Here is a 21991-nt window from a genome sequence, read left to right as displayed (position 1 = left end):
GGAGACCCCGATGGAACCCGCCGTCCTGCTCGACATCGACGACACCGGCATCGCCACGATCACGCTCAACCGGCCCGAGATGCGCAATCCGATCTCCGGTGATGACGTGGTCGACGGTCTGTGTGACACCTTGGTAGCGCTTGAGTGCAATCCGAAGGTGCGCGTGGCCGTGCTTACGGGTGCCGGAAAGGCCTTCTCATCGGGCGGTGACATCAACGCGATGAAGCCCGGCGGCGGCGGTCTGAACGCCGGGTTCCCGGCCGGTACGCGCGGCAATTACAAGCGCGGCATCCAGCGCCTGCCCCTGGCTTTCGCCGCGCTGGAAGTCCCCGTAATCGCCGCGGTCAACGGACCGGCCATCGGCGCCGGGCTCGATCTTGCATGCATGTGCGATCTGAGGATCGCTGGCGAAAGCGCTAAATTTGCTGAAAGTTTTGTCAAACTCGGGATCATTCCCGGTGATGGCGGGGCATGGCTGCTGCAGCGCGTGATCGGCTTTGCCAAGGCGGCCGAAATGACGCTGACCGGCGATATCATCGATGCCCAGGAAGCCCTTGCCTGCGGCCTCGTCTCGCGCGTCGTCCCCGATGCCGAACTGCTCGATGCCGCCAGGGCCCTCGCCGCGAAAATCGCCGCAAATCCGCCCCATGCGGTCCGGATGACCAAGCGCCTGCTGTGGGAGGCCCGCCGCGCCGATCTGGCCACCGTGCTAGAAATGTCGGCCGCAATGCAGGCCGTTGCTCATGCCACCGGCGATCACGAGGAAGCCGTCAACGCCTTCCTCGAAAAGCGCAAGCCGGTCTTCAAGGGGGACTGATTCACAGGCGATGTGATTAGAGCCTATCGGATCACATTATGATGTGATAGGCGATTCGCATGTCTGAAAATCTTATCGATCGCGTCCGCAAGCTGATCAACGATGGCGGCATGTCGCGCGCTGGCCTGGCCAGGGCGGCGGGGCTGCATGCCAATACCTTGCGGGACTGCACCGAGCCTGACTGGAACCCCACGGCGGAAACCCTGCGCAAGCTGGAACGGTTTCTGTGGGACAGTGATGACGAGCCGGTGCTGGTTTCGATCGAAGAGATCATCGAAGAGGCCCGCAACGGCCGGATGTTCATCCTGGTCGATGACGAGGACCGCGAGAACGAGGGCGATCTGGTCATCCCCGCGCAGATGGCCACCCCCGACGCGATCAACTTCATGGCGACGCACGGCCGCGGCCTCGTCTGCCTGACGCTGACCCGCGAGCGGACCGAGCACCTGGGCCTCGAACTGATGAGCCGCAACAACGGCACCCGGCACGAGACCGCCTTTACCGTCTCGATCGAGGCGCGCGAGGGCGTGACGACCGGGATATCCGCCGGAGACCGCGCCCGCACCATCGCCGTGGCAATCGATGCCAGCAAGGGGCGGCAGGACATCGTGACGCCCGGCCATGTCTTCCCGCTGATCGCCCGCGATGGCGGCGTGCTGGTCCGCGCCGGCCATACCGAAGCCTCGGTCGATATCTCGCGCCTGGCTGGCCTCAATCCCTCGGGCGTGATCTGCGAGATCATGAACGAGGACGGGACCATGGCCCGCATGGACGACCTGATCCCCTTCGCGCGCAAGCATGGCCTCAAGATGGGCACGATCCGCGACCTGATCGCCTATCGCCGCAAGCACGATCACCTCGTCGAAAAGCGCGCGGAACTGCGCTTCAACAGCCGCTGGGGTGGTGACTGGACCGGGTATACCTTCTTCAACAAGGCCACCGGCGACGAGACGCTGGCGCTGGTCAAGGGCCACATCACCCGTGACAAGCCGACCCTGGTGCGGATGCACACGATGAGCTTCTTCGTCGATGTGTTCGGCGAATTGAACGAGCGCACCGGGCTGCTGTCGCGCTCGATGGAAATGATCGCCGAAGAAGGCACCGGCGTGCTGGTGCTGATCAACAAGCGCATGCCGGGGATCGTTTCGCGCTTCATCGAACTGCGCCAACAGGGCAAGGGCGCGGGCACGCCCGAGGTCGAGCAGCTGCGCGACTACGGCGTCGGCGCGCAAATCCTTGCGGAATTGGGCGTGCATGACATGATCCTGCTCACCAATACCCACCACACCCTTGCCGGGCTCGAAGGCTATGGCCTTTCGATTGTCGGGGAACGGGCAATCACCGGAACCGGGGGCGAATAATGGCCAAGTTTCTGATAGTTGAAGCCCGTTTTTACGATCATCTGAACGATCAGCTGATCGCCGGGGCTAAGGCCGTGCTCAAGGCTGCGGGCCATCAGGCCGAGGTCATCACCGTGCCCGGCGCGCTGGAAATCCCCGGCGCGATTGCCCTCGCCGATCAGGCCCAGCTCTATGACGGCTATGTCGCGATCGGGGTGGTGATCCGCGGCGAAACCTATCACTTCGAGATCGTGGCGGGCGAATCCGCGCGCGGGATCATGGCGCTGACGATGGACGGCCTCGCTATTGGGAACGGCATCCTGACGGTCGAGAACGAGGCCCAGGCGCTGGTTCGCGCCGATCCGGCGCAGAAGGACAAGGGCGGCGAAGCGGCCAAGGCAGCCATTGCCTTGCTGCAACTGCGGGAGAAGTTCGCATGAGCACCAACCCCGCAATCGCCGGGATTCCGCTGGTCCTGGGCGGCAACGTCTTTGGCTGGACGGCTGACCGCGACACCAGTTTTGCCGTGCTCGATGCGTTCTACGAGGCTGGCGGCCGGATGATCGATACCGCCGATGTCTATTCGGCCTGGGTGCCCGGTCACAAGGGCGGCGAGAGCGAGACGGTGCTGGGCGAATGGCTGGAAAGCCGTGGGGTTCGTGCCGACATGCGGATCCACACGAAGACCGGGATGCTGGGCGCGGCGGAGCTTTATGCGCCTGAACGGATCGCCCAATCGCTCGATCGCTCGCTGGAACGGCTGCGGACCGACTACCTCGATCTCTACTATGCCCACCGCGATTACGAGGAACTGGCGGTCGAGGATATTGCTTCAGCCTTTGCCGCTACCGTCGCCAGCGGCAAGGTCCGCTCCATCGGCGCATCAAACTTCACCGCCGCCCGCCTTGGCGCCGCGCTAGATGCGGCGCGCAATGGCGGATTTGCGGCATTCTCGACCCTGCAGAACGAGTACAACCTGGTCTCCCGCGCGACCTATCCCGCGGATCTGCAGGCCCTTTGCCAGGCGAACGGAATTGCCATGCTGCCGTTCTTCGGGCTGGCCAGCGGCTACCTGACGGGCAAGTACCGCAGCGAGGATGATCTCAAGCAATCGGTGCGCGGCACCCGGATGGCGGAACTGGTCACCACCGGCGCGCCGATGCTGGCGGCGCTGGATGCTGTGGCCGCAGAAACCGGCGCTTCGCTGGCGGCGATTGCGCTGGCCTGGCTGCGGTATCAGCCGGGTATCCCTGCCCCAATCGCCAGCGCGACCAGCCCGGTCCAGCTCACCCAGCTGATCGAGGGCGCGCGGCTGGAGCTTTCGCCCGAACAGGTGGCCAAGCTCACCGCCGTGGTGATCTGACGCGCAGACCACGTGCACACCAAGTGCACTTGGCGGCACTCAACAGTCACCCAGAGCACGGGTAACCGGCACTTGCTGCCACGGCTTTTGCCAACCGGCGGAATCGGCCAAGTTGGAAAGCGATCACATCGCGCACATCACGATGTGATCGCTGTTGGAAACCCGGGTCAGCCAGCCAGCGGCGCGCAGCTGTCCGCACGGCGGGCCAGGTCGACCTCGGCGAACTTCTCCGCCGTTGGGGCCAGCCGCCGGTCAAGGATGATCCCGCGTGCCGATGGCGATTCGATCACCCGCTCGCCCGCCGGGCTGGCCTGCCCCTTCATTGCGAGGACGAAGCGAATGCCCTGCGGGTACTGGCTGCTGTCGAGCGCGGCGATATTGTCGGTATTGGCGGCAAAGACCGAGAGCGAGACATAGCCCTGCCCCGGCGATGGCGCTGCCGTCACCAGCAGCGGCCCCTTGGACAGGTCATAGACGCAGGACGCATAGGCGAGGTCCGGCGAAGGCCGCACCACCCGGCGCGATTTCTCGGTAGTCCGGTCCCCGAACTGGAAGCGGTTGATCGCCGTGCCGCCCTCCGACATCCGGTCCATCGCCACGCCCATCAGGACATTCGGCACGGCCAGCACCAGGGCAACATGACCGATCACCGCCGCGCCGATGAACAGGCCGAGCAGCTTGATCTTCCGGTTCATGCCTGCTCTCCACAATCGAGCCGTTCCACCTTCGGCATGGGGATCGAACCATAATCGGCCTGGGCCTTGGCATCAGGCTGGTACAGGCGCAGGGTAATGTCGAATTCACCGGCCTTGCGGGTCGAGGCCCAGGCCCCGCTTTCGGGCCGGCTGGGCGCCAGGATCGCCGTCCAGTTGCCATCGGGATCGGGCTGTACCTCGGTCGCATCGAATGACAGGGCGTCGTCATTGTTGAGCGGCAGGTAATTGTCGGCGGCATAGACCGTCACCGACCACCATCGGGCCGGCATGGCCCCGCCGCTGACCCGGTACCGGCAGTCCTCGCGCAGCCGCGCCCCGCTGCCATCGGTGTTGCGGGTGAAGTAGATCGCGTGCTCCTTGGTCAGCGCCAGCAGGCCGGCCACGGCCACGCGGGCGCGGGTCCAGGGATCGGCATCGGCCGAACCGGTTACCGAATTGCCGCTCCAGCCCGCATAGCTTTCGCCCTGGACCATCCCCTTCTGCAGCCAGAACCAGCCCGAAGCGGTCCCGACGACCAGCCCCGCCACTACCACCCCGGCAGTAACCCAGCGCGATCCCTTGCGATCAGCCGACATCCATGAACTCCTTCAGACCGAGCGGCTTGTAAGGGCCGATGATCAGTTGCTCGAACACGCCCATCCCCTCGCCATAGCGTTCCGACTTCACGCGCGAGAGGAACTGGACGTGGTAATTGTCCATGGTGCGCGGATCGCACTGCGCGAGGCCGAAATCCTCGCGCTCGACCGCCAGCCGGCCATGATGCAGGCCATGGCCCCACTTGGGATGGGTATAGCCCAGCCCGCGCATCTGGAACCGGCCCAGCGGCTCGAAAGTGATCCTATCCGGCCCGTCTGGCGTCTCGACCGTGATCGTGCCGCCATCGGGCCAACGGGTGCCGGGCATCAAGGGAGAAGCCATCTGCGCAGCGGGCGTCTCGTAATGCCCTTCGGCCCCGCTGCCATCGGGCGCGATCACCGCACGGGTGTTCCAGGCGTGCCCCCCGGCATCGGCGTTGATGTGGAAGAAGACCGAGCGGTCGGCAAAGTTTAGCGGGGTCCACTGCCAGAAGAAGCCGGGGATCACGCCGTGGCCATGCGGCTGCTCGTCGCGCGAACCGACCGGGCGCACGCCCCAGGAGCGGTCGCGGGTGCCGGCCGTGCCAGGGGCGCAGTCCTCGCGCACCCCGTCGATCTCGATCCAGCCGGTGTAATGGCCGTTTTGCGTCAGGCGCGTGTAATCCATGAAGGTGCGCGGCCCGATCCGATGGATGAAGCGCGGCTCCTCGATCGGAAAGGCGCGGCCGTTAAAGGTCAGGTCGGCCTTCAGCCCTTCCCCGTCGACCACCACGCGCAGTTTCTGCAGCGGCTCGATCACCTCAATCCGGATCGGCCCGACCTGCAGATCCAGCCGCTCCATGTTGAGTTCGCGGCTGGCGTGGACATTGTGCTGCACCCCGTCGCGGATCGCCGAAAAGTGGGCATCGGCCACGTTGAGGTGCGGATAGATCCCCAGCGCAACCGCGAAGAAGCCGGAGCCATCCGGGGCATAGCCATTGAAGAAATAGCGGTCGTAGAAATTGCGATCAGTCCCGGCATAGGCGACCGGTTCGGGCGTCTGGTGCAGCGGGAAATCGTCACCCTTGGTCAGTACCATCAGATCAGCCTTTCAGCTTTGCCAGGCTGCCGTGCTGCAGCGCCAGCGCGCAGCCGCCCCGGGCCATCGAGAGGAAATTGGCATCGCCGCGCGGCGTGCGTTCGACATAGGCGGCACTGAACACGGCGGTGGAAACGCCGTGCAGCGCGCCGATCACGTAATCGTCCCAGATCGCCTCGCGGCTGAGCGGCACGCCGCGGGCGGTCATTTCCGCGCAATAGAGCGCCAGCAATTCATCCTCGTGCGCGCGGCGCAGCGCGTCACCGATTCCGGTGCCCAGGAAATAGCCGATATCGGTCATGGGATTGCCGACCGCCACGGTCTGCCAGTCGAGCACAGCGATTTCCTCGGCCCCGCCCTTGATATCGAACAGCATGTTGTCGAGCCGGAAATCGCCGTGGACGATCGACCTTGGCCCACCTTCACGTCCGAACCAATGCTCCTTGGCCTCGTTCAGTTCTTCGCAGATCGCCATGAATTCCGGCTCAAGGCTATCGGCATAGCGTTCGCGGAAGATCGCCTGGGCATTGCCATAAAGCGCCTTGATCTGCTCGGCCTGGCCTTCCCTGGGTTGCAACCAGTCGATCCCGGTCAAGGCCGCGTTGCCCCAGCTTGGCGCATGGATGGCTGCGGCCTGGCGGATCCCCGCGCTGGCATCGGCCGCCGAGCAGCTGGCCAGCTGGTTGCCGCCGCGCGCCGGGCCCAGGTCCTCGAACAGCAGGACGAAATCGACGCCATCTTCCGCGATTTCCGCCGCCAGCGCCTGCGGTACCCGCACGCCAAGGTGCGGAGCCAGTTCCCGGTAAAAGCCCACTTCCTTGGCATAGAGCCCGAAGGCGGCGGCCGTGCCCCGGCTCATCTGGTCTTCGGCCGGAAACTTCCCCGCCAGTGTAGCAGGGCCAGCGCCGGGCCGGTCGTAGGTCAGGTGAAAACGCACGGAATCGCCCACCTGGCCGGTGCCGATCGGCTCCCACTGCACGGCAGTCACCGCGCCGCTTTCCAGCAGCCCGGCGGCGCGCAGCCGCGCGCTCAGCCAGTCAGGCGTGATCTTGTCAGGGTGCGAGGCAATCGCTGTCACCCGGCCCTCTCCTCCGGTTGTTTAAACGAACGGTTAAACGGCGATAGCTGCTCTGGCAATCGCCCCGGCAGCAAAAAATGGGGCCATCGCCTGTCGCATGGTTTGGTGGTACCCTGTGGCACGCCTGCAACGCGGCTGACAGCGCGGGTTCAGGTAACCGGGCGCAGACCTTCTGCATCTGGAACAGCAAATGGGAGGGAGACCATGTTGCGAGCAATCCTGACAACCGCAGCCGTGGCCTGTGTGGCAACGGCGGCTCATGCGGCAAGCACGGACTATTTCATCAAGCTGGAAGGCGTGGAGGGCGAGGCCCGCGTCGAAGGCTGGTCGTTCGGTGCCTGCAATGCCGGTTGCATGTCCAGCGGCAGCACCAAGCGCGAAGCGGCGCCGCCCAAGCGGCTGACCGGGCCGCTGCAGGCCAGCCAGAACAGCCAGAGCCTGCGCGAATCCCCGACCCGCGGCCGACCGCCGCGCGTGGCGGTGGGCGATGTCGATGGCGATGGCGTGCCGGACCTGGCCTATGCGGCGACAATGCCCGAGGTGGAGGGCCTGACCGTACAGCTCGACAAGGCCTCGCCCCAGCTGGCCAAGATCTGCGAAGGCAAGCATATCGCCAAGGCCGAACTGCGCACGGCGGCGGACACCTTCGAGATCACCGGCGCGAGCGCGACTTGCGGATCAAGCCCAGGCAGTCGTCTCAACACCGGGACCATGCCCAACCGGATCAGCATGAACGTGACCGTGCCGAAGCAGACCCAGGGCGCGACCTTTGGCGAGCGCTGCGCGGCAGGCGCCTGTCCCGCCAGCGAAACGGTGTTCGTCACCCTGACCGGCGGCCAGATGAAGCACACAAAGACCGGTCACGTCACGATCCTGAAGTAACTGGTTACGGGCAGCCGGTAGCGGACCTGGTAGGGCCCGCTGCCGGCCGGCAGGCAATCAGCCAGCCAGGCGCCCGAACGCCGCCGCTCCGGCATAGACAGCGGCATCGCCCAGCTCTTCCTCGATGCGGATCAGCTGGTTGTACTTGGCGAGCCGGTCCGAGCGGGCGAGCGAGCCGGTCTTTATCTGGCCGCAGTTGGTCGCGACGGCGAGGTCGGCAATGGTCGCGTCCTCGGTCTCGCCCGAACGGTGCGACATGACGGCGGTATAGCCGTTGCGCTGGGCAATGCTGACAGCGTCGAGCGTTTCCGACAGCGAGCCGATCTGGTTGACCTTGACCAGCAGCGAATTGGCCAGGCCCTTGCCGATGCCCATGGTCAGCCGCTTGGGGTTGGTCACGAACAGGTCGTCGCCAACCAGCTGGACCTTATGGCCGATCTTGTCGGTCACGGCCTTCCAGCCTTCGAAATCGTCTTCGCTCATGCCGTCCTCGATCGAGATGATCGGATAGTCGGCGCAGAGCGCGGCAAGGTAATCGGCCATTTCGACCGGGCTGAGCGAGAGGCCCTCGCCGCTGATCTCGTACTTGCCGTTCTTGAAGAACTCGGTCGCGGCGCAATCGAGCGCCAGCTTGATCTCGGTCCCGGCCTTGAAGCCGGCCTTGTCGATCGAGGCCATGATGAAATCGAGCGCGGCGCGGGTGCTCGACAGGTTCGGGGCAAAGCCGCCCTCGTCACCCACGGCGGTGGACAGGCCCTTTTCGTGGAGGCCCTTTTTCAGGGTGTGAAACACTTCCGCGCCCCAGCGGACCGCTTCGGCCAGGGTCGGCGCGCCGACCGGCATGATCATGAATTCCTGGAAATCGATCGGGTTGTCGGCATGTTCGCCGCCGTTGATGATGTTCATCATCGGCACCGGCAGGACATGGGCCGAAACCCCGCCGACATAGGCATAGAGCGGCAGGCCGCGGGCATTGGCGGCGGCCTTGGCCACGGCCAGCGAGGTGCCGAGGATGGCGTTGGCGCCGATCCGGCTCTTGTTCTCGGTGCCATCCAGCTCGATCATGATCGCATCGATATCGCGCTGGTCTTCGGCATCGCGGCCCAGCAGCGCGTCGCTGATCTCGGTGTTGACGGCAGCGACCGCCTTCAGCACGCCCTTGCCCAGGTAACGACCCTTGTCGCCATCGCGCAGTTCCACCGCTTCGTGCGCGCCGGTCGAGGCGCCCGAAGGCACGGCGGCGCGGCCGAACGAGCCATCGTCGAGCAGCACGTCGACCTCAACCGTCGGGTTGCCGCGGCTGTCGAGGATTTCGCGGGCGTGGATGTCGATGATGGCGGTCATGGCTGTCTACCCCTTGTAAGGCTCAATTCGGCGCTCCTTAGCAGGGGAGCCTTGGCAGGCAAGCTGCATTGCAGCATATTCGGACTTGCAGCGCTGCCGTAGCGTCCCCAAATCGTGTTCATGGCCGCAAGTCGCGGCCCAGAAAGGGCAAGTATCATGGCCAAGACCCCGACCAGCACCGAAGGCAAGCCCGCCGCCAAGAAGCCTGCCGCGAAGAAGCCCGCTGCCAAGAAGCCCGCTGCCGCCAAGGCTCCCGCCACGACCGAAGCGAAGGCCAAGTTCGCCAAGGCGATCGAGGAAGCCAAGGCCGGCGCCACCGCACTGACCACCGAAGCCAAGGTCAAAGCCGAAGGTTATCGCGACCAGCTGTCCGCCAAGAGCGGCGATCTGACCCAGGACGCCCGCGAACTCGCCGCCCAGGCCAAGGACCGCGCCGCCGAACTGGCGGTCGAAGGCAAGGCCAAGGCTAGCGACGCCATCGCCACCCTGGGCAAGATCGTGGGCGACAATGCCGCCACCATCGATGAGAAGCTGGGCACCCGTTATGGCGATTATGCCCGCACCGCATCGCGCACGATGCAGGAATCGGCCGCCAAGCTCGACAGCAAGGATCTCAACGAACTGGGCGACGATGCCAAGCAGTTCGTCCGCAAGAGCCCCGGCATCGCCGTGGGGATCGCGGCGGCGTTTGGCTTCCTGATCGCGCGGCTGTTCAAGGGTTCGTCCAAAGGCTGATTGACAGCACGGTCCGCGCCGGGCTTGTCTCGCGTCGATGGAAACCCCTGACCCCCAGCCCGAACCGCCACTCGTCAAGGACGAGGCCAGCGATGCGGCGACGCGCTCGCTGATCGACGACGTGCGTCAGCTGGCGGTCGATGGCCGCACCCTGCTGGAAGCCGAACTGGCCTACCAGAAGAGCCGTGCCACGTTGGCGGGCCAGACCGCCAAGGGCATGGCCGGGTGGATCGCCCTTGCCCTCGCGCTGGTGTTCTTTGCGCTGATGGCGCTGGTCATGGGGCTGCTGCTGGCGCTGACCCCGCTGATCGGCGGCTGGCTGGCCATGCTGGCGGTGGTGCTGGGCATCTTGCTGGCTGCGGCACTTAGCGGCTGGGCGGCCAAGCGCAAGTGGCAGGCGATGGAACGGCGCCTCAAGGAAGAAGAAGCCGCATGAGCAGTTTCGAAGCCGACCGCGCCAATCGCAAGGCCGCCTGGAACCTGTTCGAGCGGCGGCTGAAGCAGGTTCAGGACGATCTGGCTGCGCGCAGCATCGGCGGGCGGGTAGCCGACAAGGTGACCGAGGACGCACTCGACCTGGTGGACGAGGCCCTGGCCGTTGCCAAGGACAACAAGGGCCTGATCGCGGCGACCGTGGCGGCGCTGCTGGCCTGGGCATTCCGCGCGCCGCTGCTGGACTGGATCGGGGAACGGTTCGATCCGCAAGGTCCGGTTCAGGGCGAAGCCGCCAATGACGATGGCGCAGACACATCAGAGGAGCAGGCACAGTGAGCGAATCGAAAGCCCGGAGCGAACGCATCGCGGCGAAGATCGCGGATTCACAGGCCCGGCTGGCGCGGGATAACCCCGCCCTGCCCGCCACCCCGCTGCCCCCGAAAGACGCCTACCCGCCCGAAGACTATCGCACCCTCGCCGGGGAATATCCCTGGCTGGCGATGGCGGCGGGCCTTGGCGTGGGCCTGCTGGCCGGGGCGCTGGTGCCCAAGAAAGCCGGCAGCCAGTTCACCCAGCGCGCGCTCAGCCTGGCGATGGTCGCCGGTGAGATCGCCCTGGCGCTGAACAAGCAGGCCGATGACCGCGCCGCTGCTTCAGCCGACCAGCCGGGCAGCAAGGCCAGCACTGGCGCAGGTTCTTCGGCCGGAATCGCGCTGGCCCGTCAGGCGATCAAGCTGGCCGCGCGCGCCCGTCGATAAGACTGCCCCCCTTGCGCGAAACGCAAGGGACGCTAAAGGCGCGCCATCCACTCCCCAGGGAAGCGCCATGAGCAGCCAGAAACTCCACCTCGTGATGGGTGGTCGCGTCCGCGATCCCCAGACGCTTGAATTCACCGAACTCGACAAGCTCGATCTCGTCGGGGTCTACGCGACCTATGCCGAAGCCGAAGAAGCCTGGCGCGACAAGGCCCAGCGGACGGTCGACGACGCCGAAATGAAGTACGTGGTCGTGCACCTGCACCGCCTGCTCGAGCCGGAACAGCTCAAGCGGCCGTAAGGTACGGTGTCTCGACTGCGGCCTTGCGGCCTTCGCTCGACGCGAACGGACTCAGCTAACCCAAAGCCGTTCGTGTCGAGCGAAGTCGAGACACACGAGTCCGAGGCTCAGATGAATTCGATCTTCTGGACGAGGTAGGACCGGTCACCCGCGGGCACGGTCACTTCGATCTCGTCATCTACCCGCCGGCCGATCAGGGCGCGACCGAGCGGCGAGGCATAGCTGATCCGGCCCAGCTTGGCGTCGGCCTCATAGGGGCCGACGATCTGGTAGCGCACCGGCTTGTCATCATCGTCCAGCAGGGTCACGGTCGCGCCGAAGATGATCTTGTCACCCGAAAGCGTGGTCGGATCGACGATCTGGGCGCGGCTCATCCGGTCCTCAAGGTCGGCAATCGCCGCCTCGACCTGGCCCTGGCGCTCCTTGGCGGCGTGGTATTCGGCGTTTTCGGACAGGTCGCCGTGAGCGCGCGCTTCCTCGATCGCATCAACGATCTTCGGCCGCTCTTCACGCAGCGCCTTCAGCTCGGCGACCAGCCTTTCATAGCCTTCCGCCAGCATCGGCAGCTTTTCAACACTCGCCATTATCGCCTCTTTCTCAACTTCATCCGGTGCAGCGACTAGAACCCTGTCCCGCCCCCCAGAGGGGTGGCAGGCCGCTCAGTCACGATGTCGGGGGAACGCCTGTTACTCAACCATAATAGTCTTGCAGGCTGCGAACTTCAAGTTTCGCCCCCCGCAAGGCTGCGATCGCCTCTGCCGCCGCCACCGAAGCCGCCGCCGTGGTGAAGTATGGCACCTTGCCGTTCAGCGCCGAAGCGCGGATCGACTGGCTGTCCTTCAGGCTCTGCCAGCCTTCGGTGGTGTTGAAGATCAGCGCCACTTCGCCATCGATGATCCGGTCGACAATATGCGGCCGCCCTTCGGCCACCTTGTTGACCGGCTCCACCGGCAGGCCCGCTTCGGCCAGGTAACGATGCGTGCCGCCGGTGGCGATAATGGTGAAGCCCAGCCCGACCAGGCGCTGCACCGCCGGCAGGATCACCGGCTTGTCGCTGTCCTTGACCGAAACGAACACCACCCCGCCCTGCGGCAGCAGCATCCCCGCGCCCAGCTGGGCCTTGGCAAAGGCGGTGGGGAAATCGGCATCGATCCCCATGACTTCGCCGGTGGACTTCATTTCCGGGCTGAGCACCGGATCGACGCCGGGGAAGCGGGCAAAGGGGAACACGGCCTCCTTGACCGCCATGTAATCGAACTCGCGCTTGAACGGCGGGAAGGTGGAGAGCTTTTCGCCCGCCATGACCCGCGCCGCGACCTTGGCCACCGGCTGGCCGATCGCCTTTGCGACGAAGGGCACGGTGCGGCTGGCGCGCGGGTTCACCTCGATTAGATAGACTTCGCCATCCTTGACCGCGAACTGCACGTTCATCAGCCCGCGCACGTTGAGCCCGCGTGCCAGCAGATCGGCCTGGCGTTCCATCTCGGCCACGATCTCGGCCGGCAGACTGTAGGGCGGCAGGGTGCAGGCGGAATCGCCCGAGTGGATCCCGGCTTCCTCGATATGCTGCATCACGCCCGCGACTACGACCTGATCGCCATCGCACAGCGCATCGACATCGCATTCGATCGCATCGCGCAGGTACTGGTCGATCAGCACCGGCGAATCCCCGGAAACCTGCACCGCCGTGGCGATGTAATCATCCAGCTGGGCTTCGGAATCGACGATTTCCATTGCTCGGCCACCCAGCACATAGCTGGGGCGCATCAGCACCGGATAACCGATCCGGTTGGCCACGGCGACGGCCTCGTCGCGGCTGCGGGCAATGCCGTTGGCCGGCTGCTTCAGCTTCAGCTTGTTGACCAGCGCGGCAAACCGCTCGCGGTCTTCGGCGAGGTCAATCGCATCGGGCGAGGTGCCAAGGATCGGCACGCCGTTGTCTTCCAGCGTCTGCGCCAGCTTGAGCGGGGTCTGCCCGCCGAACTGGACGATCACGCCCAGCAGCTGGCCCTTGCTCATTTCGACGCGCAGGATTTCCAGCACGTCCTCGCCGGTCAGCGGTTCGAAATAGAGCCGGTCAGACGTGTCATAGTCGGTCGAAACCGTCTCCGGGTTGCAGTTGACCATGATTGTTTCATAGCCGGCTTCGGCCAGGGCGAAGCAGGCGTGGACGCAGCAGTAATCGAACTCGATCCCCTGCCCGATCCGGTTCGGCCCGCCGCCCAGGATCACCACCTTCTTGGCATTCGACGGCGCGGATTCGCACTCCGGCGCGCCGAAGCTGGGGGCTTCGTAGGTCGAGTACATGTAGGGCGTGACCGCCTCGAACTCGGCCGCGCAGGAATCGATCCGCTTGAAGACGGGGTGGACGCCAAGGCGCTGGCGCAGCTCGCGCACTTCTTCCTCGCTGGTCGCGCCCGCCATGGCGCGCAGGGCATCGTGGAGCAGGCCCGATCGGCGCGCGGAGGTCTCGCCCATGCCGCCAGCCACGTGGATCCCGCGCACGGCCAGGATCGCCAGGCGCTTGTCGGAAAAGCCCATGGCCTTCAGGCGGCGCAGGCCAGCCGCGTCGTTGGGCAGGCCGTTTTCCATGATCGCCGTTTCCTCGGCGATGATCTCGTGAATGTGGCGCAGGAACCAGGGATCGTAATGGGTGATCGCCTGGACTTCCTCGACCGTGAAGCCTTCGCGGAAGGCTTGCCCCACGATCAGCAGCCGGTCCGGCGTCTGGCGCGAAAGCGCGGCGACGATGGCATCGCGGCCCGCCCCTTCGAGGTGCAACACGCGATTGAAGCCATCCAGCCCGGTTTCGAGGCCACGCAGCGCTTTTTGCAGCGATTCCTTGAAGTTGCGGCCAATCGCCATGACCTCGCCCACCGACTTCATCGCGGTGGAGAGCAGCGGCTCGGCGCCCTTGAACTTTTCGAAGGCAAAGCGCGGGATCTTGGTGACGACATAGTCGATGCTGGGCTCGAAGCTCGCCGGGGTGGCCCCGGTGATCTCGTTGGTCAGCTCGTCGAGCGTGTAGCCCACCGCCAGCTTGGCCGCGACGCGGGCGATCGGGAAGCCGGTCGCCTTGGAGGCCAGGGCCGAGGAGCGCGAAACGCGTGGGTTCATCTCGATCACGATCAGGCGGCCATCCTTGGGATTGACCGCGAACTGCACGTTGGACCCGCCGGTTTCGACGCCGATTTCACGCAGCACGGCAATCGAGGCCGAGCGCATGATCTGGTATTCCTTGTCGGTCAGCGTCAGCGCCGGGGCGACGGTGATCGAATCCCCGGTATGGACGCCCATCGGATCGACGTTCTCGATCGAGCAGATGATGATGGCATTGTCGTTCCGGTCGCGGACGACTTCCATCTCGTATTCCTTCCAGCCGAGCAGCGACTCCTCGATCAGGACTTCGGTGGTCGGGCTGGCATCGAGGCCGGTGCGGACGATATGCTCGAACTCGACCTTGTTATAGGCGACGCCGCCGCCGGTGCCGCCCAGGGTAAAGCTGGGGCGGATGATCGCGGGCAGGCCGGTGCGCTCCAGCACCGCGAAAGCTTCCTCGACATTGTGGGCAATGCCCGAACGGGCGGATTCGAGCCCGATCTTGGTCATCGCCTCGCGGAACCGCATCCGGTCCTCAGCCTTGTCGATCGCATCGGCATCGGCGCCGATCATCTTGACGCCGTACTTCTCCAGCGTGCCATCGTTGAACAGCGCCAGCGCAGTATTCAGCGCGGTCTGCCCGCCCATGGTGGGCAGCACGGCATCGGGCCGCTCCTTCTCGATGATCCGGGCGACAATCTCGGGCGTGATCGGCTCGATATAGGTCGCGTCGGCGAATTCCGGATCAGTCATGATCGTCGCCGGGTTCGAGTTGACCAGGATCACCCGGTACCCCTCTTCCTTCAGCGCCTTGATCGCCTGGGTTCCGGAATAGTCGAACTCGCAGGCCTGGCCGATAATGATCGGCCCGGCGCCAATGACGAGGATCGAGGAGATGTCAGTGCGTTTGGGCATTAAAAGTGCTCTTCGCCGAGTTTCTTGAGTTGGTTGAATGCAGCTTCTGTCAAACGCAGCGACTGCGAGAGCTTGTTTTGAAACTCTCGTTCTTTCGAGCCATATGTATCAATCTGGATGAACTTCTCGCCATCCACTTCGATCGCCCTGATCGTTCCGTGGCATTCCGTGTGACCGATGCGCGAGTTTTGCTCTTCTACCGAAAACTTCTTTACGACCGCCATCAGACGTTCTCCTCGGTCAACATCCCCACAAACCGCTCAAACAGATAGAAGCTGTCCATCGGACCGGGTGATGCCTCAGGGTGATACTGCACCCCGAAGGCCTTCTTGCCCTTGATCGCGATGCCGCAGTTGCTGCCGTCGAACAGGCTGACGTGGGTTTCCTCGACATTGTCGGGCAGCGCGGTGTTGTCGACCGCGAAGCCGTGGTTCATCGAGGTGATCTCCACCACGCCATCTTCCAGCCGCTTGACCGGGTGGTTCGCGCCGCGGTGGCCCTGGTGCATCTTGGTGGTCTTGGCACCGGCCGCGAGGGCCAGCATCTGGTGGCCGAGGCAGATCCCGAACAGGGGAATGTCGCGTTCCAGCAGTCCCTGGATCACCGGCACGGCATAGGCACCCGTCGCCGCCGGATCGCCCGGCCCGTTGGAGAGGAACACCCCGTCCGGCTCCAGCGCCAGCACGCCGTCGAGCGGCGTCTGCGCGGGCACGACAGTCACCTTGGCCCCGGCCTTCACCAGGTTGCGGAAGATATTGTCCTTCGCGCCGTAATCGATCGCGACCACGTGCGGCCGCTTGTCATGCGGGGAGCGGGCATAGCCCTTGCCCAGGGTCCAGACCCCGCCTTCCCAGTTCTCGATCTCCTCGCGGCTGACCACGCGGGCGAGGTCCATCCCTTCGAGCCCCGGCCAGTCCTGCGCGCGCTTGACCAGAGCGGGGATGTCGAACTTGCCCGAAGGCTCATGCGCGATCACCGCGTTGGGCGCGCCGGAGAGGCGGATGCGGCGGGTCAGCGCGCGGGTATCGATGCCGGAAAGGCCGATCTTGCCCTTGGCCGCCAGCCAGTCGCCAAAGGTGCCTTGCGACCGGAAATTGCTGGGCGCGGTCACGTCTTCGCGCACCACGCAGCCGACCGCGCCATCGACGTGGCTTTCCAGGTCTTCCTCGTTCACGCCGACATTGCCGATGTGCGGGAAAGTGAAGGTGACGACCTGCCCGGCATAGGAGGGATCGGTCATGATCTCCTCATAACCGGTCATCGAGGTGTTGAAGCAGACTTCGCCCACCGCGGCGCCCGTGGCACCGAAGCCGTGGCCCCACAGCACGGTGCCATCGGCGAGCACAAGGACTCCCGTCGCACCCTGCGGTTGGGGTGCGTGCGAAGAGGCGGCGTCGGCCATGGGGAGGCGCTCCGAAATTAGGGGTTTCCAGCAATGTCGCTAAGACGCCGCCGCTAGACCCCTCCCCCCCAACCGTCAACCTATGAAAGGCGGAAAAATCCGGCTAGGCGGCTTCTTTCCCCAATCCTCGCCATAATACCGAGAGAGACCATGTTGAGAGATACCATCAAGGCCGCCCAGATCGAAGCCATGAAGGCGGGCGACAAGGGCCGCCTGGCCGCCGTCCGACTGATCCTGGCCAAGCTGAAGGACAAGGATATCGAACTGCGCACCGCCACGACCGTGCCGGACGACGACGTGATCGTCACCGACGTGCTCCAGAAAATGGCCAAGCAGCGGCGCGAATCGATCACGCTTTATGAACAGGGCGGGCGGCAGGAACTGGCCGATGTAGAAAAGGCCGAACTGGCCGTGATCGAAACCTTCCTGCCCCAGCAGATGGGCGAGGACGAGGTCAAGGCCGCCATCGCCGCGATCATCACCGAAACCGGCGCCGAGGGCATGAAGGACATGGGCAAGGTGGTCGCCGCGCTCAAGGCGAAGCACGGTACGCAGATCGATATGGGCAAGGCCAGCGGGCTGGTTAAGGCGGCGCTTGGCTGAGGAAACCGAAGCAGGTCCGCAAACCGGTTGCGGACCTGCCCGGCGATCAGGACTGAGCGCTATTTCGCGGTCAGCGAGCCAAGATCTTCCTTGACCCGATTGTAGAGCAGCAGCGCGAAGGCCGTGCCGATCGAGGCCGCCCCAAGCGTTCCCAGGTTGCCGGCCACTGCCGCAAGCTGGGCACCGACGCCGGGCAAGGTTGCCAGCGCCGTGCCGACTGCGGGCATGAGCAGCACCAATACGCCGGTCAGGACCACGCGATCCGCCGCCAGGCTGAGCCCGGCGATGAGCCCCAGCACGACCAGGACCATCGTTGTATCGAGTGTTCCAAGCGCAACGAAGCCCGCAACAATTGCGAGTACTATCCCGGCGGCTCGGGCCAGAGAGCTTACCTTGTTCAGCATCTTCTTCCTCCTGTTTTATTAGGGCGGAACCGGTGCCAAGCTGTGAATTGTTTCTGGATTTCCCCCGGACCACCCCCGCGACCCGGTTTCAACTTATACCAGATTGTACTGATGAACAGCCAGCTGACGCTACGGCATGCTTTCTTCCACAGTTATCGGAAACAAGCCTGTGGGGATCGTAAGCCGACTGTTGAGGGGCGCCGGAGAGCGGACTAGAGACTGGCAATGGCCCTCACCCCCCAATGGCTGGATGAACTGCGCGCCCGGATAACGCTGTCCAGCGTCATTTCCCGGACCACGCGGCTGACCAAGGCGGGGCATGAGTTCAAGGCCTGCTGCCCGTTCCACAACGAGAAAAGCCCCAGCTTCACCGTCAACGACCAGAAGGGCTTCTATCACTGCTTCGGCTGCGGCGCGCATGGTGATGTGATCCGCTGGATGACCGACCAGCGCGGGCTGTCCTTCATGGATGCAGTGAAGGAACTGGCGAGCGAGGCCGGGATGGAAGTCCCCGCCCCCGATCCGCGCGCCGCCCAGGCTGCCGAGCAACGCGATACGCTCCACGATGTGATGAAGGCCGCGCAGGACTGGTTCGTGGCGCAGTTGGCCGGGCCGGAAGGGGAAAAGGCGCGGGCCTATCTCGCCACGCGCGGCTTCGATGCCCACACCGTCCAGCGGTTCGGCTTTGGCTATGCCCCGGAAGGGCGGCAGGCGCTCAAAGGCGCGCTCAAGGACGTGCCGGAGGGCAAGCTGATCGAGGCGGGCCTGCGGATCGCCGTTGAGGACAAGGAACCCTATGACCGGTTCCGCGGCCGACTGATGCTGCCGATCGAGGATGCGCGCGGACGGGTGATCGCCTTTGGCGGGCGCATTCTCGATGCGCAAAAGACCGATGCGCCCAAGTACCTGAACTCACCCGACACGCCGCTGTTCGACAAGGGCCGCACGCTTTACAACCTCCACCGCGCCGGACCCGCGAGCCGCCAGACCGGCCGGATCGTGGTGGTCGAAGGCTATATGGACGTGATCGCGCTCGCGGCGGCGGGGATTGCGGACGCGGTCGCCCCGCTGGGCACGGCGCTGACCGAGCGACAGCTGGAACTGCTGTGGCGGCTGGTCGAGACCCCGATCCTCTGCTTCGATGGCGATGCCGCCGGGCAGCGCGCGGCAATGCGGGCCATTGCCCGCGCCCTGCCCATGCTGCGCCCGGCGCACAGCTTGCGGATCGTGCGCCTGCCGGCCGGGCTCGATCCCGATGACCTGATCAAGCAGCGCGGGGTGGCGGCGCTGGATGCCCTGCTGGCCGATGCCCGCCCGCTGGTGAAAGTGCTGTGGGAGCATGAACGCGATGCCCAGCCGCTCCAAACCCCGGAAGACAAGGCCGGGTTGAAGGCGCGGCTGCTGGCCCATGTCGAAACCATTGCCGATCGCGATATCCAGGCGCTGTATCGCCGTGAATTGCTGGAAAAATTCTCGGCCTTTGCCTTTCCCCGCCGCGAGCAACGCGAATGGCGACCGGGCGAATGGAAGCCGGGTGGCCAGTCGCGTGTCCCGCCGCGCCCAACCGGCCGCTCCCGGCGCAAGGCCCCGCCGCGCGATGGCTTGTCGGCGGCGGTCCTCGCCGGATTGATCCGCTTTCCCGCCGAACTGGCGCTTCACGCCGATACCCTGGCCACGGCCCCGCTGGCCGATCCGCGCTTTGAAGCACTGGTTGATGCTTTCGAGGCCGGAGAACCGCTTGAAAGCGCAGCTATCGCGCCCATATTGGCAGCCCGGGGTCTGGCAGCTCCGGCTCCGGAGGAATATGCGGACCTGCGCTTCGGCTTTCTGGGTGATGTGATCCCGGAAGACCAGGCCCGGTCCGAGCTGGCCCAGGCGATCAGCCTGTTGGTTGAACGGCCCGCGCTCGAAGCCGCCCTGGCCGAGGCCACCAGGCGGTTCGAAGCGGACCTTTCCGAAGGGGCTTATGCCGAACAGCAGCGGCTGTTGAAGAGAAAGCTGGAATTCGATGCGCGCTTGCGGCAAATGGCCAGCGCGCGAGCGGGGGTGGCGCCAGCCTCTCCTGCCAAACCAATGGCGGAATGATGGACGAAGATTTTACCGGCAGCGAGAAGGAAGGCGGCGATGCGCCGCTGATCGATCTCAATGAAGCCTCGATCAAGAAGCTGATCGCGCGCGCCAAGCGGCGCGGCGTGATCACGGTCGACGAGCTGAACGAGGCGCTGCCGCAGGACCAGATGACCTCCGAGCAGATCGAGGACATCATGGCCGCGATCAGCGAGATGGGCGTCAACATCGTCGAAAGCGACGAGGACGCGATCGATCCCGACGAGAAGGAAGTCGAGGAACTCGACGAGCAGCCGGACGGCATGGCCGAACGTCCGGACCTGGTGAAGAAGAAGGAAATCATCGAGCGCACCGACGATCCGGTGCGCATGTACCTGCGCGAAATGGGCGCGGTCGAACTGCTCAGCCGCGAGGGCGAAATCGCCATCGCCAAGCGGATCGAAGCCGGGCGCGACACGATGATCCTGGGCCTGTGCGAAAGCCCGATCACCTTCCACGCGATCATCCAGTGGTCCGAAGCCCTGAACAACGGCGAAATGCAGCTGCGCGAGATCCTCGATCTCGATGCCATGCTGTCAAAGGAGCCTGCGCCCGAAAACCTGACCGAAGACGGTGAGGAAGAAGGCGACGGGGAAATCTCCGAAGCCACCGCCGGTCCGTCCTACAAGGAAGAAGAAGACATCGAGGAAGAGGAATCGGCTGACGACGAGGACGAGGACGGCATCGAGCGTCGCGCCCGCCGTCCGGTCGAGGAAGAGGAAGAAGACAACACCCTCAGCCTCGCCCAGATGGAGGCCCAGCTCAAGCCGCACGCGCTTGAAAAGTTTGCCGAAATCACCTCGCTGTTCAAGAAGTTCGAAAAGCTTCAGGCTGAGCGGCTCGATGTGATGGGCGCCGGGGGCGTGTTCCCGGCGGCCAAGGAAAAGACCTATCAGCAGCTGCGCGAAGACCTGACCGCGCAGGTTGAAAGCGTGCAGTTCCACGCGACCAAGATCGAGTACCTGGTCGACAACCTCTATGCCTTCAACCGCCGCCTGACCGCGCTGGGCGGGCAGATGCTCCGCCTGGCCGAGCGCCACAAGGTCAACCGCAAGGACTTCCTCGACAGCTACGTCGGCCACGAGCTCGATGATGGCTGGCTGCAGGCCCAGGCAGGCAAGGACAAGAAGTGGGCGGCCTTTGCCGCCAACGAGGCCGATCCGGTGGAACGCATCCGGGCGGAAATCTCGGACATTGCCTCGGCCACTGGCATGAGCCTGAACGAATTCCGCCGGATCGTGAACATGGTCCAGAAGGGCGAGCGCGAGGCGCGGATCGCCAAAAAGGAAATGGTCGAGGCCAACCTGCGGCTGGTGATCTCGATCGCCAAGAAATACACCAACCGCGGCCTGCAATTCCTTGATCTCATTCAGGAAGGCAACATCGGCCTGATGAAGGCGGTCGACAAGTTCGAGTACCGCCGCGGCTACAAGTTCAGCACCTATGCCACCTGGTGGATCCGGCAGGCGATCACCCGTTCGATCGCCGACCAGGCCCGCACGATCCGCATCCCGGTGCACATGATCGAGACGATCAACAAGCTGGTCCGCACCAGCCGCCAGTTCCTGCACGAGCAGGGCCGCGAGCCGACGCCCGAGGAAATGGCCGAGCGCCTGTCCATGCCGCTCGAAAAGGTCCGCAAGGTGATGAAGATCGCCAAGGAGCCGATCAGCCTCGAAACCCCGATCGGGGACGAGGAAGACAGCCACCTGGGCGATTTCATCGAGGACAAGAACGCGATCATCCCGGTCGACGCGGCAATCCAGGCCAACCTCAAGGAAACGGTCACCCGCGTCCTTGCCAGCCTGACCCCGCGCGAGGAACGCGTGCTGCGCATGCGCTTCGGCATCGGCATGAATACCGATCACACCTTGGAAGAAGTCGGCCAGCAGTTCTCGGTGACCCGCGAACGAATCCGCCAGATCGAAGCCAAGGCGCTGCGCAAGCTCAAGCACCCCAGCCGGTCGCGCAAGATGCGCTCGTTCCTGGATCAGTAAGCGGTCCGGCAGCGACCAAGGTTTAACGATCGGCCCGGAGCGATCC

23 protein-coding genes are annotated in these 21991 nt (G+C 64.9%); 13 read left to right on the top strand and 10 right to left on the bottom strand.

The features are described from left to right. The first annotated feature begins 10 nt into the window (after positions 1-10). From O9281_RS02970 to O9281_RS02955, 4 genes are read left to right on the top strand one after another with little or no spacing between them, the layout of a single operon-like run. Positions 11-817, top strand: coding sequence for a crotonase/enoyl-CoA hydratase family protein (locus O9281_RS02970; RefSeq protein WP_298182561.1), 807 nt, complete (start codon positions 11-13; stop codon positions 815-817). Between the two features lie 59 nt (positions 818-876). Next, complete coding sequence (gene ribB, locus O9281_RS02965; protein ID WP_298182559.1) at positions 877-2178, top strand: 3,4-dihydroxy-2-butanone-4-phosphate synthase; 1302 nt, start codon at positions 877-879, stop codon at positions 2176-2178. After that, positions 2178-2597 carry a 6,7-dimethyl-8-ribityllumazine synthase gene (ribH, locus tag O9281_RS02960; protein WP_298182557.1) on the top strand — a complete coding sequence of 140 codons (420 nt, stop codon included), beginning with the start codon at positions 2178-2180 and terminating at the stop codon, positions 2595-2597. Before ribB ends, ribH begins: the two co-directional genes overlap by 1 nt. Then, positions 2594-3520 carry an aldo/keto reductase gene (locus O9281_RS02955; RefSeq protein ID WP_298182555.1) on the top strand — a complete coding sequence of 309 codons (927 nt, stop codon included), beginning with the start codon at positions 2594-2596 and terminating at the stop codon, positions 3518-3520. The genes ribH and O9281_RS02955 overlap by 4 nt, the downstream gene beginning before the upstream one ends. 167 nt (positions 3521-3687) lie before the next feature. On the opposite strand, the gene O9281_RS02950 is transcribed toward O9281_RS02955, so the two are convergent. The 4 genes from O9281_RS02950 to O9281_RS02935 are packed head-to-tail and all read right to left on the bottom strand — an operon-like array spanning position 3688 to position 6967. Beyond that, positions 3688-4215, bottom strand: coding sequence for a DUF1254 domain-containing protein (locus O9281_RS02950; protein WP_298182553.1), 528 nt, complete (start codon positions 4213-4215; stop codon positions 3688-3690). Next, positions 4212-4811: a DUF1214 domain-containing protein gene (locus O9281_RS02945; protein WP_298182551.1), complete on the bottom strand. Its 600-nt coding sequence runs from the start codon at positions 4809-4811 to the stop codon at positions 4212-4214. Before O9281_RS02945 ends, O9281_RS02950 begins: the two co-directional genes overlap by 4 nt. After that, entirely contained in the window at positions 4801-5889 is a 1089-nt protein-coding gene (locus O9281_RS02940; RefSeq protein WP_298182549.1) for a hypothetical protein, read from the bottom strand. The genes O9281_RS02945 and O9281_RS02940 overlap by 11 nt, the downstream gene beginning before the upstream one ends. A gap of 4 nt (positions 5890-5893) precedes the next feature. Continuing rightward, the gene (locus O9281_RS02935) at positions 5894-6967 is read right to left on the bottom strand and encodes a phosphotransferase (RefSeq protein ID WP_298182548.1); all 1074 of its coding nucleotides are present in this window, start codon (positions 6965-6967) and stop codon (positions 5894-5896) included. Positions 6968-7171: 204 nt separating this feature from the next. On the opposite strand from O9281_RS02935, the gene O9281_RS02930 reads away from it, so the two are divergent. Next, complete coding sequence (locus O9281_RS02930; RefSeq protein WP_298182546.1) at positions 7172-7849, top strand: hypothetical protein; 678 nt, start codon at positions 7172-7174, stop codon at positions 7847-7849. 57 nt (positions 7850-7906) lie between these two features. Here O9281_RS02930 and eno read toward each other — a convergent pair whose 3' ends face one another. Continuing rightward, a complete protein-coding gene (gene eno / locus O9281_RS02925; protein WP_298182544.1) occupies positions 7907-9193 on the bottom strand; it encodes a phosphopyruvate hydratase in 1287 nt (428 codons plus the stop codon). 156 nt (positions 9194-9349) lie between these two features. On the opposite strand from eno, the gene O9281_RS02920 reads away from it, so the two are divergent. From O9281_RS02920 to O9281_RS02900, 5 genes are all read left to right on the top strand, one after another. Then, a complete protein-coding gene (locus tag O9281_RS02920; RefSeq protein WP_298182543.1) occupies positions 9350-9928 on the top strand; it encodes a hypothetical protein in 579 nt (192 codons plus the stop codon). 37 nt (positions 9929-9965) lie between these two features. Then, positions 9966-10364, top strand: a complete 399-nt coding sequence (locus O9281_RS02915) for a phage holin family protein (RefSeq protein ID WP_298182541.1) — start codon at positions 9966-9968, stop codon at positions 10362-10364. Then, positions 10361-10699 carry a hypothetical protein gene (locus tag O9281_RS02910; RefSeq protein ID WP_298182539.1) on the top strand — a complete coding sequence of 113 codons (339 nt, stop codon included), beginning with the start codon at positions 10361-10363 and terminating at the stop codon, positions 10697-10699. The genes O9281_RS02915 and O9281_RS02910 overlap by 4 nt, the downstream gene beginning before the upstream one ends. Next, positions 10696-11121 carry a hypothetical protein gene (locus O9281_RS02905; RefSeq protein ID WP_298182537.1) on the top strand — a complete coding sequence of 142 codons (426 nt, stop codon included), beginning with the start codon at positions 10696-10698 and terminating at the stop codon, positions 11119-11121. The genes O9281_RS02910 and O9281_RS02905 overlap by 4 nt, the downstream gene beginning before the upstream one ends. Before the next feature lie 67 nt (positions 11122-11188). Further along, a complete protein-coding gene (locus O9281_RS02900) occupies positions 11189-11419 on the top strand; it encodes a DUF4170 domain-containing protein (RefSeq protein ID WP_298182535.1) in 231 nt (76 codons plus the stop codon). 107 nt (positions 11420-11526) lie between these two features. On the opposite strand, the gene greA is transcribed toward O9281_RS02900, so the two are convergent. The 4 genes from greA to carA form a co-directional block, all read right to left on the bottom strand. Next, positions 11527-12003 (bottom strand): transcription elongation factor GreA, encoded by a 477-nt coding sequence (gene greA, locus O9281_RS02895; protein ID WP_298182533.1) that lies wholly within the window; start codon positions 12001-12003, stop codon positions 11527-11529. 106 nt (positions 12004-12109) lie between these two features. Further along, positions 12110-15433 (bottom strand): carbamoyl-phosphate synthase large subunit, encoded by a 3324-nt coding sequence (gene carB / locus O9281_RS02890; protein WP_298182531.1) that lies wholly within the window; start codon positions 15431-15433, stop codon positions 12110-12112. Continuing rightward, entirely contained in the window at positions 15433-15657 is a 225-nt protein-coding gene (locus O9281_RS02885; RefSeq protein ID WP_298182529.1) for a hypothetical protein, read from the bottom strand. The genes carB and O9281_RS02885 overlap by 1 nt, the downstream gene beginning before the upstream one ends. Continuing rightward, positions 15657-16835 (bottom strand): glutamine-hydrolyzing carbamoyl-phosphate synthase small subunit, encoded by a 1179-nt coding sequence (carA, locus tag O9281_RS02880; protein ID WP_298182527.1) that lies wholly within the window; start codon positions 16833-16835, stop codon positions 15657-15659. Before carA ends, O9281_RS02885 begins: the two co-directional genes overlap by 1 nt. A 150-nt stretch (positions 16836-16985) precedes the next feature. Between carA and O9281_RS02875 the strand changes: the two genes are divergently transcribed. After that, complete coding sequence (locus tag O9281_RS02875; RefSeq protein ID WP_298182525.1) at positions 16986-17438, top strand: GatB/YqeY domain-containing protein; 453 nt, start codon at positions 16986-16988, stop codon at positions 17436-17438. Positions 17439-17497: 59 nt separating this feature from the next. On the opposite strand, the gene O9281_RS02870 is transcribed toward O9281_RS02875, so the two are convergent. After that, positions 17498-17842, bottom strand: a complete 345-nt coding sequence (locus tag O9281_RS02870; RefSeq protein ID WP_298182523.1) for a hypothetical protein — start codon at positions 17840-17842, stop codon at positions 17498-17500. Positions 17843-18067: 225 nt separating this feature from the next. Here O9281_RS02870 and dnaG point away from each other — a divergent pair, with 225 nt between their 5' ends. After that, a complete protein-coding gene (gene dnaG, locus O9281_RS02865; protein WP_298182521.1) occupies positions 18068-19927 on the top strand; it encodes a DNA primase in 1860 nt (619 codons plus the stop codon). Further along, positions 19927-21945: an RNA polymerase sigma factor RpoD gene (rpoD, locus tag O9281_RS02860; RefSeq protein WP_298182519.1), complete on the top strand. Its 2019-nt coding sequence runs from the start codon at positions 19927-19929 to the stop codon at positions 21943-21945. Before dnaG ends, rpoD begins: the two co-directional genes overlap by 1 nt. Positions 21946-21991: the final 46 nt, after the last annotated feature.

The organism is Novosphingobium sp. (assembly GCF_027531025.1).
Classification (GTDB): domain Bacteria; phylum Pseudomonadota; class Alphaproteobacteria; order Sphingomonadales; family Sphingomonadaceae; genus Novosphingobium.
Note: the sequence above shows the minus strand (reverse complement) of the source record. Positions and strands in the feature narration are given on the sequence as shown.

Bases quoted from the DNA above. Each gene is read 5' to 3' on its own strand.
- O9281_RS02945 (WP_298182551.1), bottom strand. From the start codon at position 4,811: ATGTCGGCTGATCGCAAGGGATCGCGCTGGGTTACTGCCGGGGTGGTA.
- O9281_RS02875 (WP_298182525.1), top strand. From the start codon at position 16,986: ATGTTGAGAGATACCATCAAGGCCGCCCAGATCGAAGCCATGAAGGCG.
- O9281_RS02940 (WP_298182549.1), bottom strand. From the start codon at position 5,889: ATGGTACTGACCAAGGGTGACGATTTCCCGCTGCACCAGACGCCCGAA.
- O9281_RS02885 (WP_298182529.1), bottom strand. From the start codon at position 15,657: ATGGCGGTCGTAAAGAAGTTTTCGGTAGAAGAGCAAAACTCGCGCATC.
- rpoD (WP_298182519.1), top strand. From the start codon at position 19,927: ATGGACGAAGATTTTACCGGCAGCGAGAAGGAAGGCGGCGATGCGCCG.
- O9281_RS02920 (WP_298182543.1), top strand. From the start codon at position 9,350: ATGGCCAAGACCCCGACCAGCACCGAAGGCAAGCCCGCCGCCAAGAAG.
- O9281_RS02950 (WP_298182553.1), bottom strand. From the start codon at position 4,215: ATGAACCGGAAGATCAAGCTGCTCGGCCTGTTCATCGGCGCGGCGGTG.
- O9281_RS02970 (WP_298182561.1), top strand. From the start codon at position 11: ATGGAACCCGCCGTCCTGCTCGACATCGACGACACCGGCATCGCCACG.
- carB (WP_298182531.1), bottom strand. From the start codon at position 15,433: ATGCCCAAACGCACTGACATCTCCTCGATCCTCGTCATTGGCGCCGGG.
- ribH (WP_298182557.1), top strand. From the start codon at position 2,178: ATGGCCAAGTTTCTGATAGTTGAAGCCCGTTTTTACGATCATCTGAAC.
- O9281_RS02870 (WP_298182523.1), bottom strand. From the start codon at position 17,842: ATGCTGAACAAGGTAAGCTCTCTGGCCCGAGCCGCCGGGATAGTACTC.
- carA (WP_298182527.1), bottom strand. From the start codon at position 16,835: ATGGCCGACGCCGCCTCTTCGCACGCACCCCAACCGCAGGGTGCGACG.
- dnaG (WP_298182521.1), top strand. From the start codon at position 18,068: ATGGCCCTCACCCCCCAATGGCTGGATGAACTGCGCGCCCGGATAACG.
- greA (WP_298182533.1), bottom strand. From the start codon at position 12,003: ATGGCGAGTGTTGAAAAGCTGCCGATGCTGGCGGAAGGCTATGAAAGG.
- O9281_RS02900 (WP_298182535.1), top strand. From the start codon at position 11,189: ATGAGCAGCCAGAAACTCCACCTCGTGATGGGTGGTCGCGTCCGCGAT.
- O9281_RS02930 (WP_298182546.1), top strand. From the start codon at position 7,172: ATGTTGCGAGCAATCCTGACAACCGCAGCCGTGGCCTGTGTGGCAACG.
- ribB (WP_298182559.1), top strand. From the start codon at position 877: ATGTCTGAAAATCTTATCGATCGCGTCCGCAAGCTGATCAACGATGGC.
- eno (WP_298182544.1), bottom strand. From the start codon at position 9,193: ATGACCGCCATCATCGACATCCACGCCCGCGAAATCCTCGACAGCCGC.
- O9281_RS02915 (WP_298182541.1), top strand. From the start codon at position 9,966: ATGGAAACCCCTGACCCCCAGCCCGAACCGCCACTCGTCAAGGACGAG.
- O9281_RS02910 (WP_298182539.1), top strand. From the start codon at position 10,361: ATGAGCAGTTTCGAAGCCGACCGCGCCAATCGCAAGGCCGCCTGGAAC.
- O9281_RS02955 (WP_298182555.1), top strand. From the start codon at position 2,594: ATGAGCACCAACCCCGCAATCGCCGGGATTCCGCTGGTCCTGGGCGGC.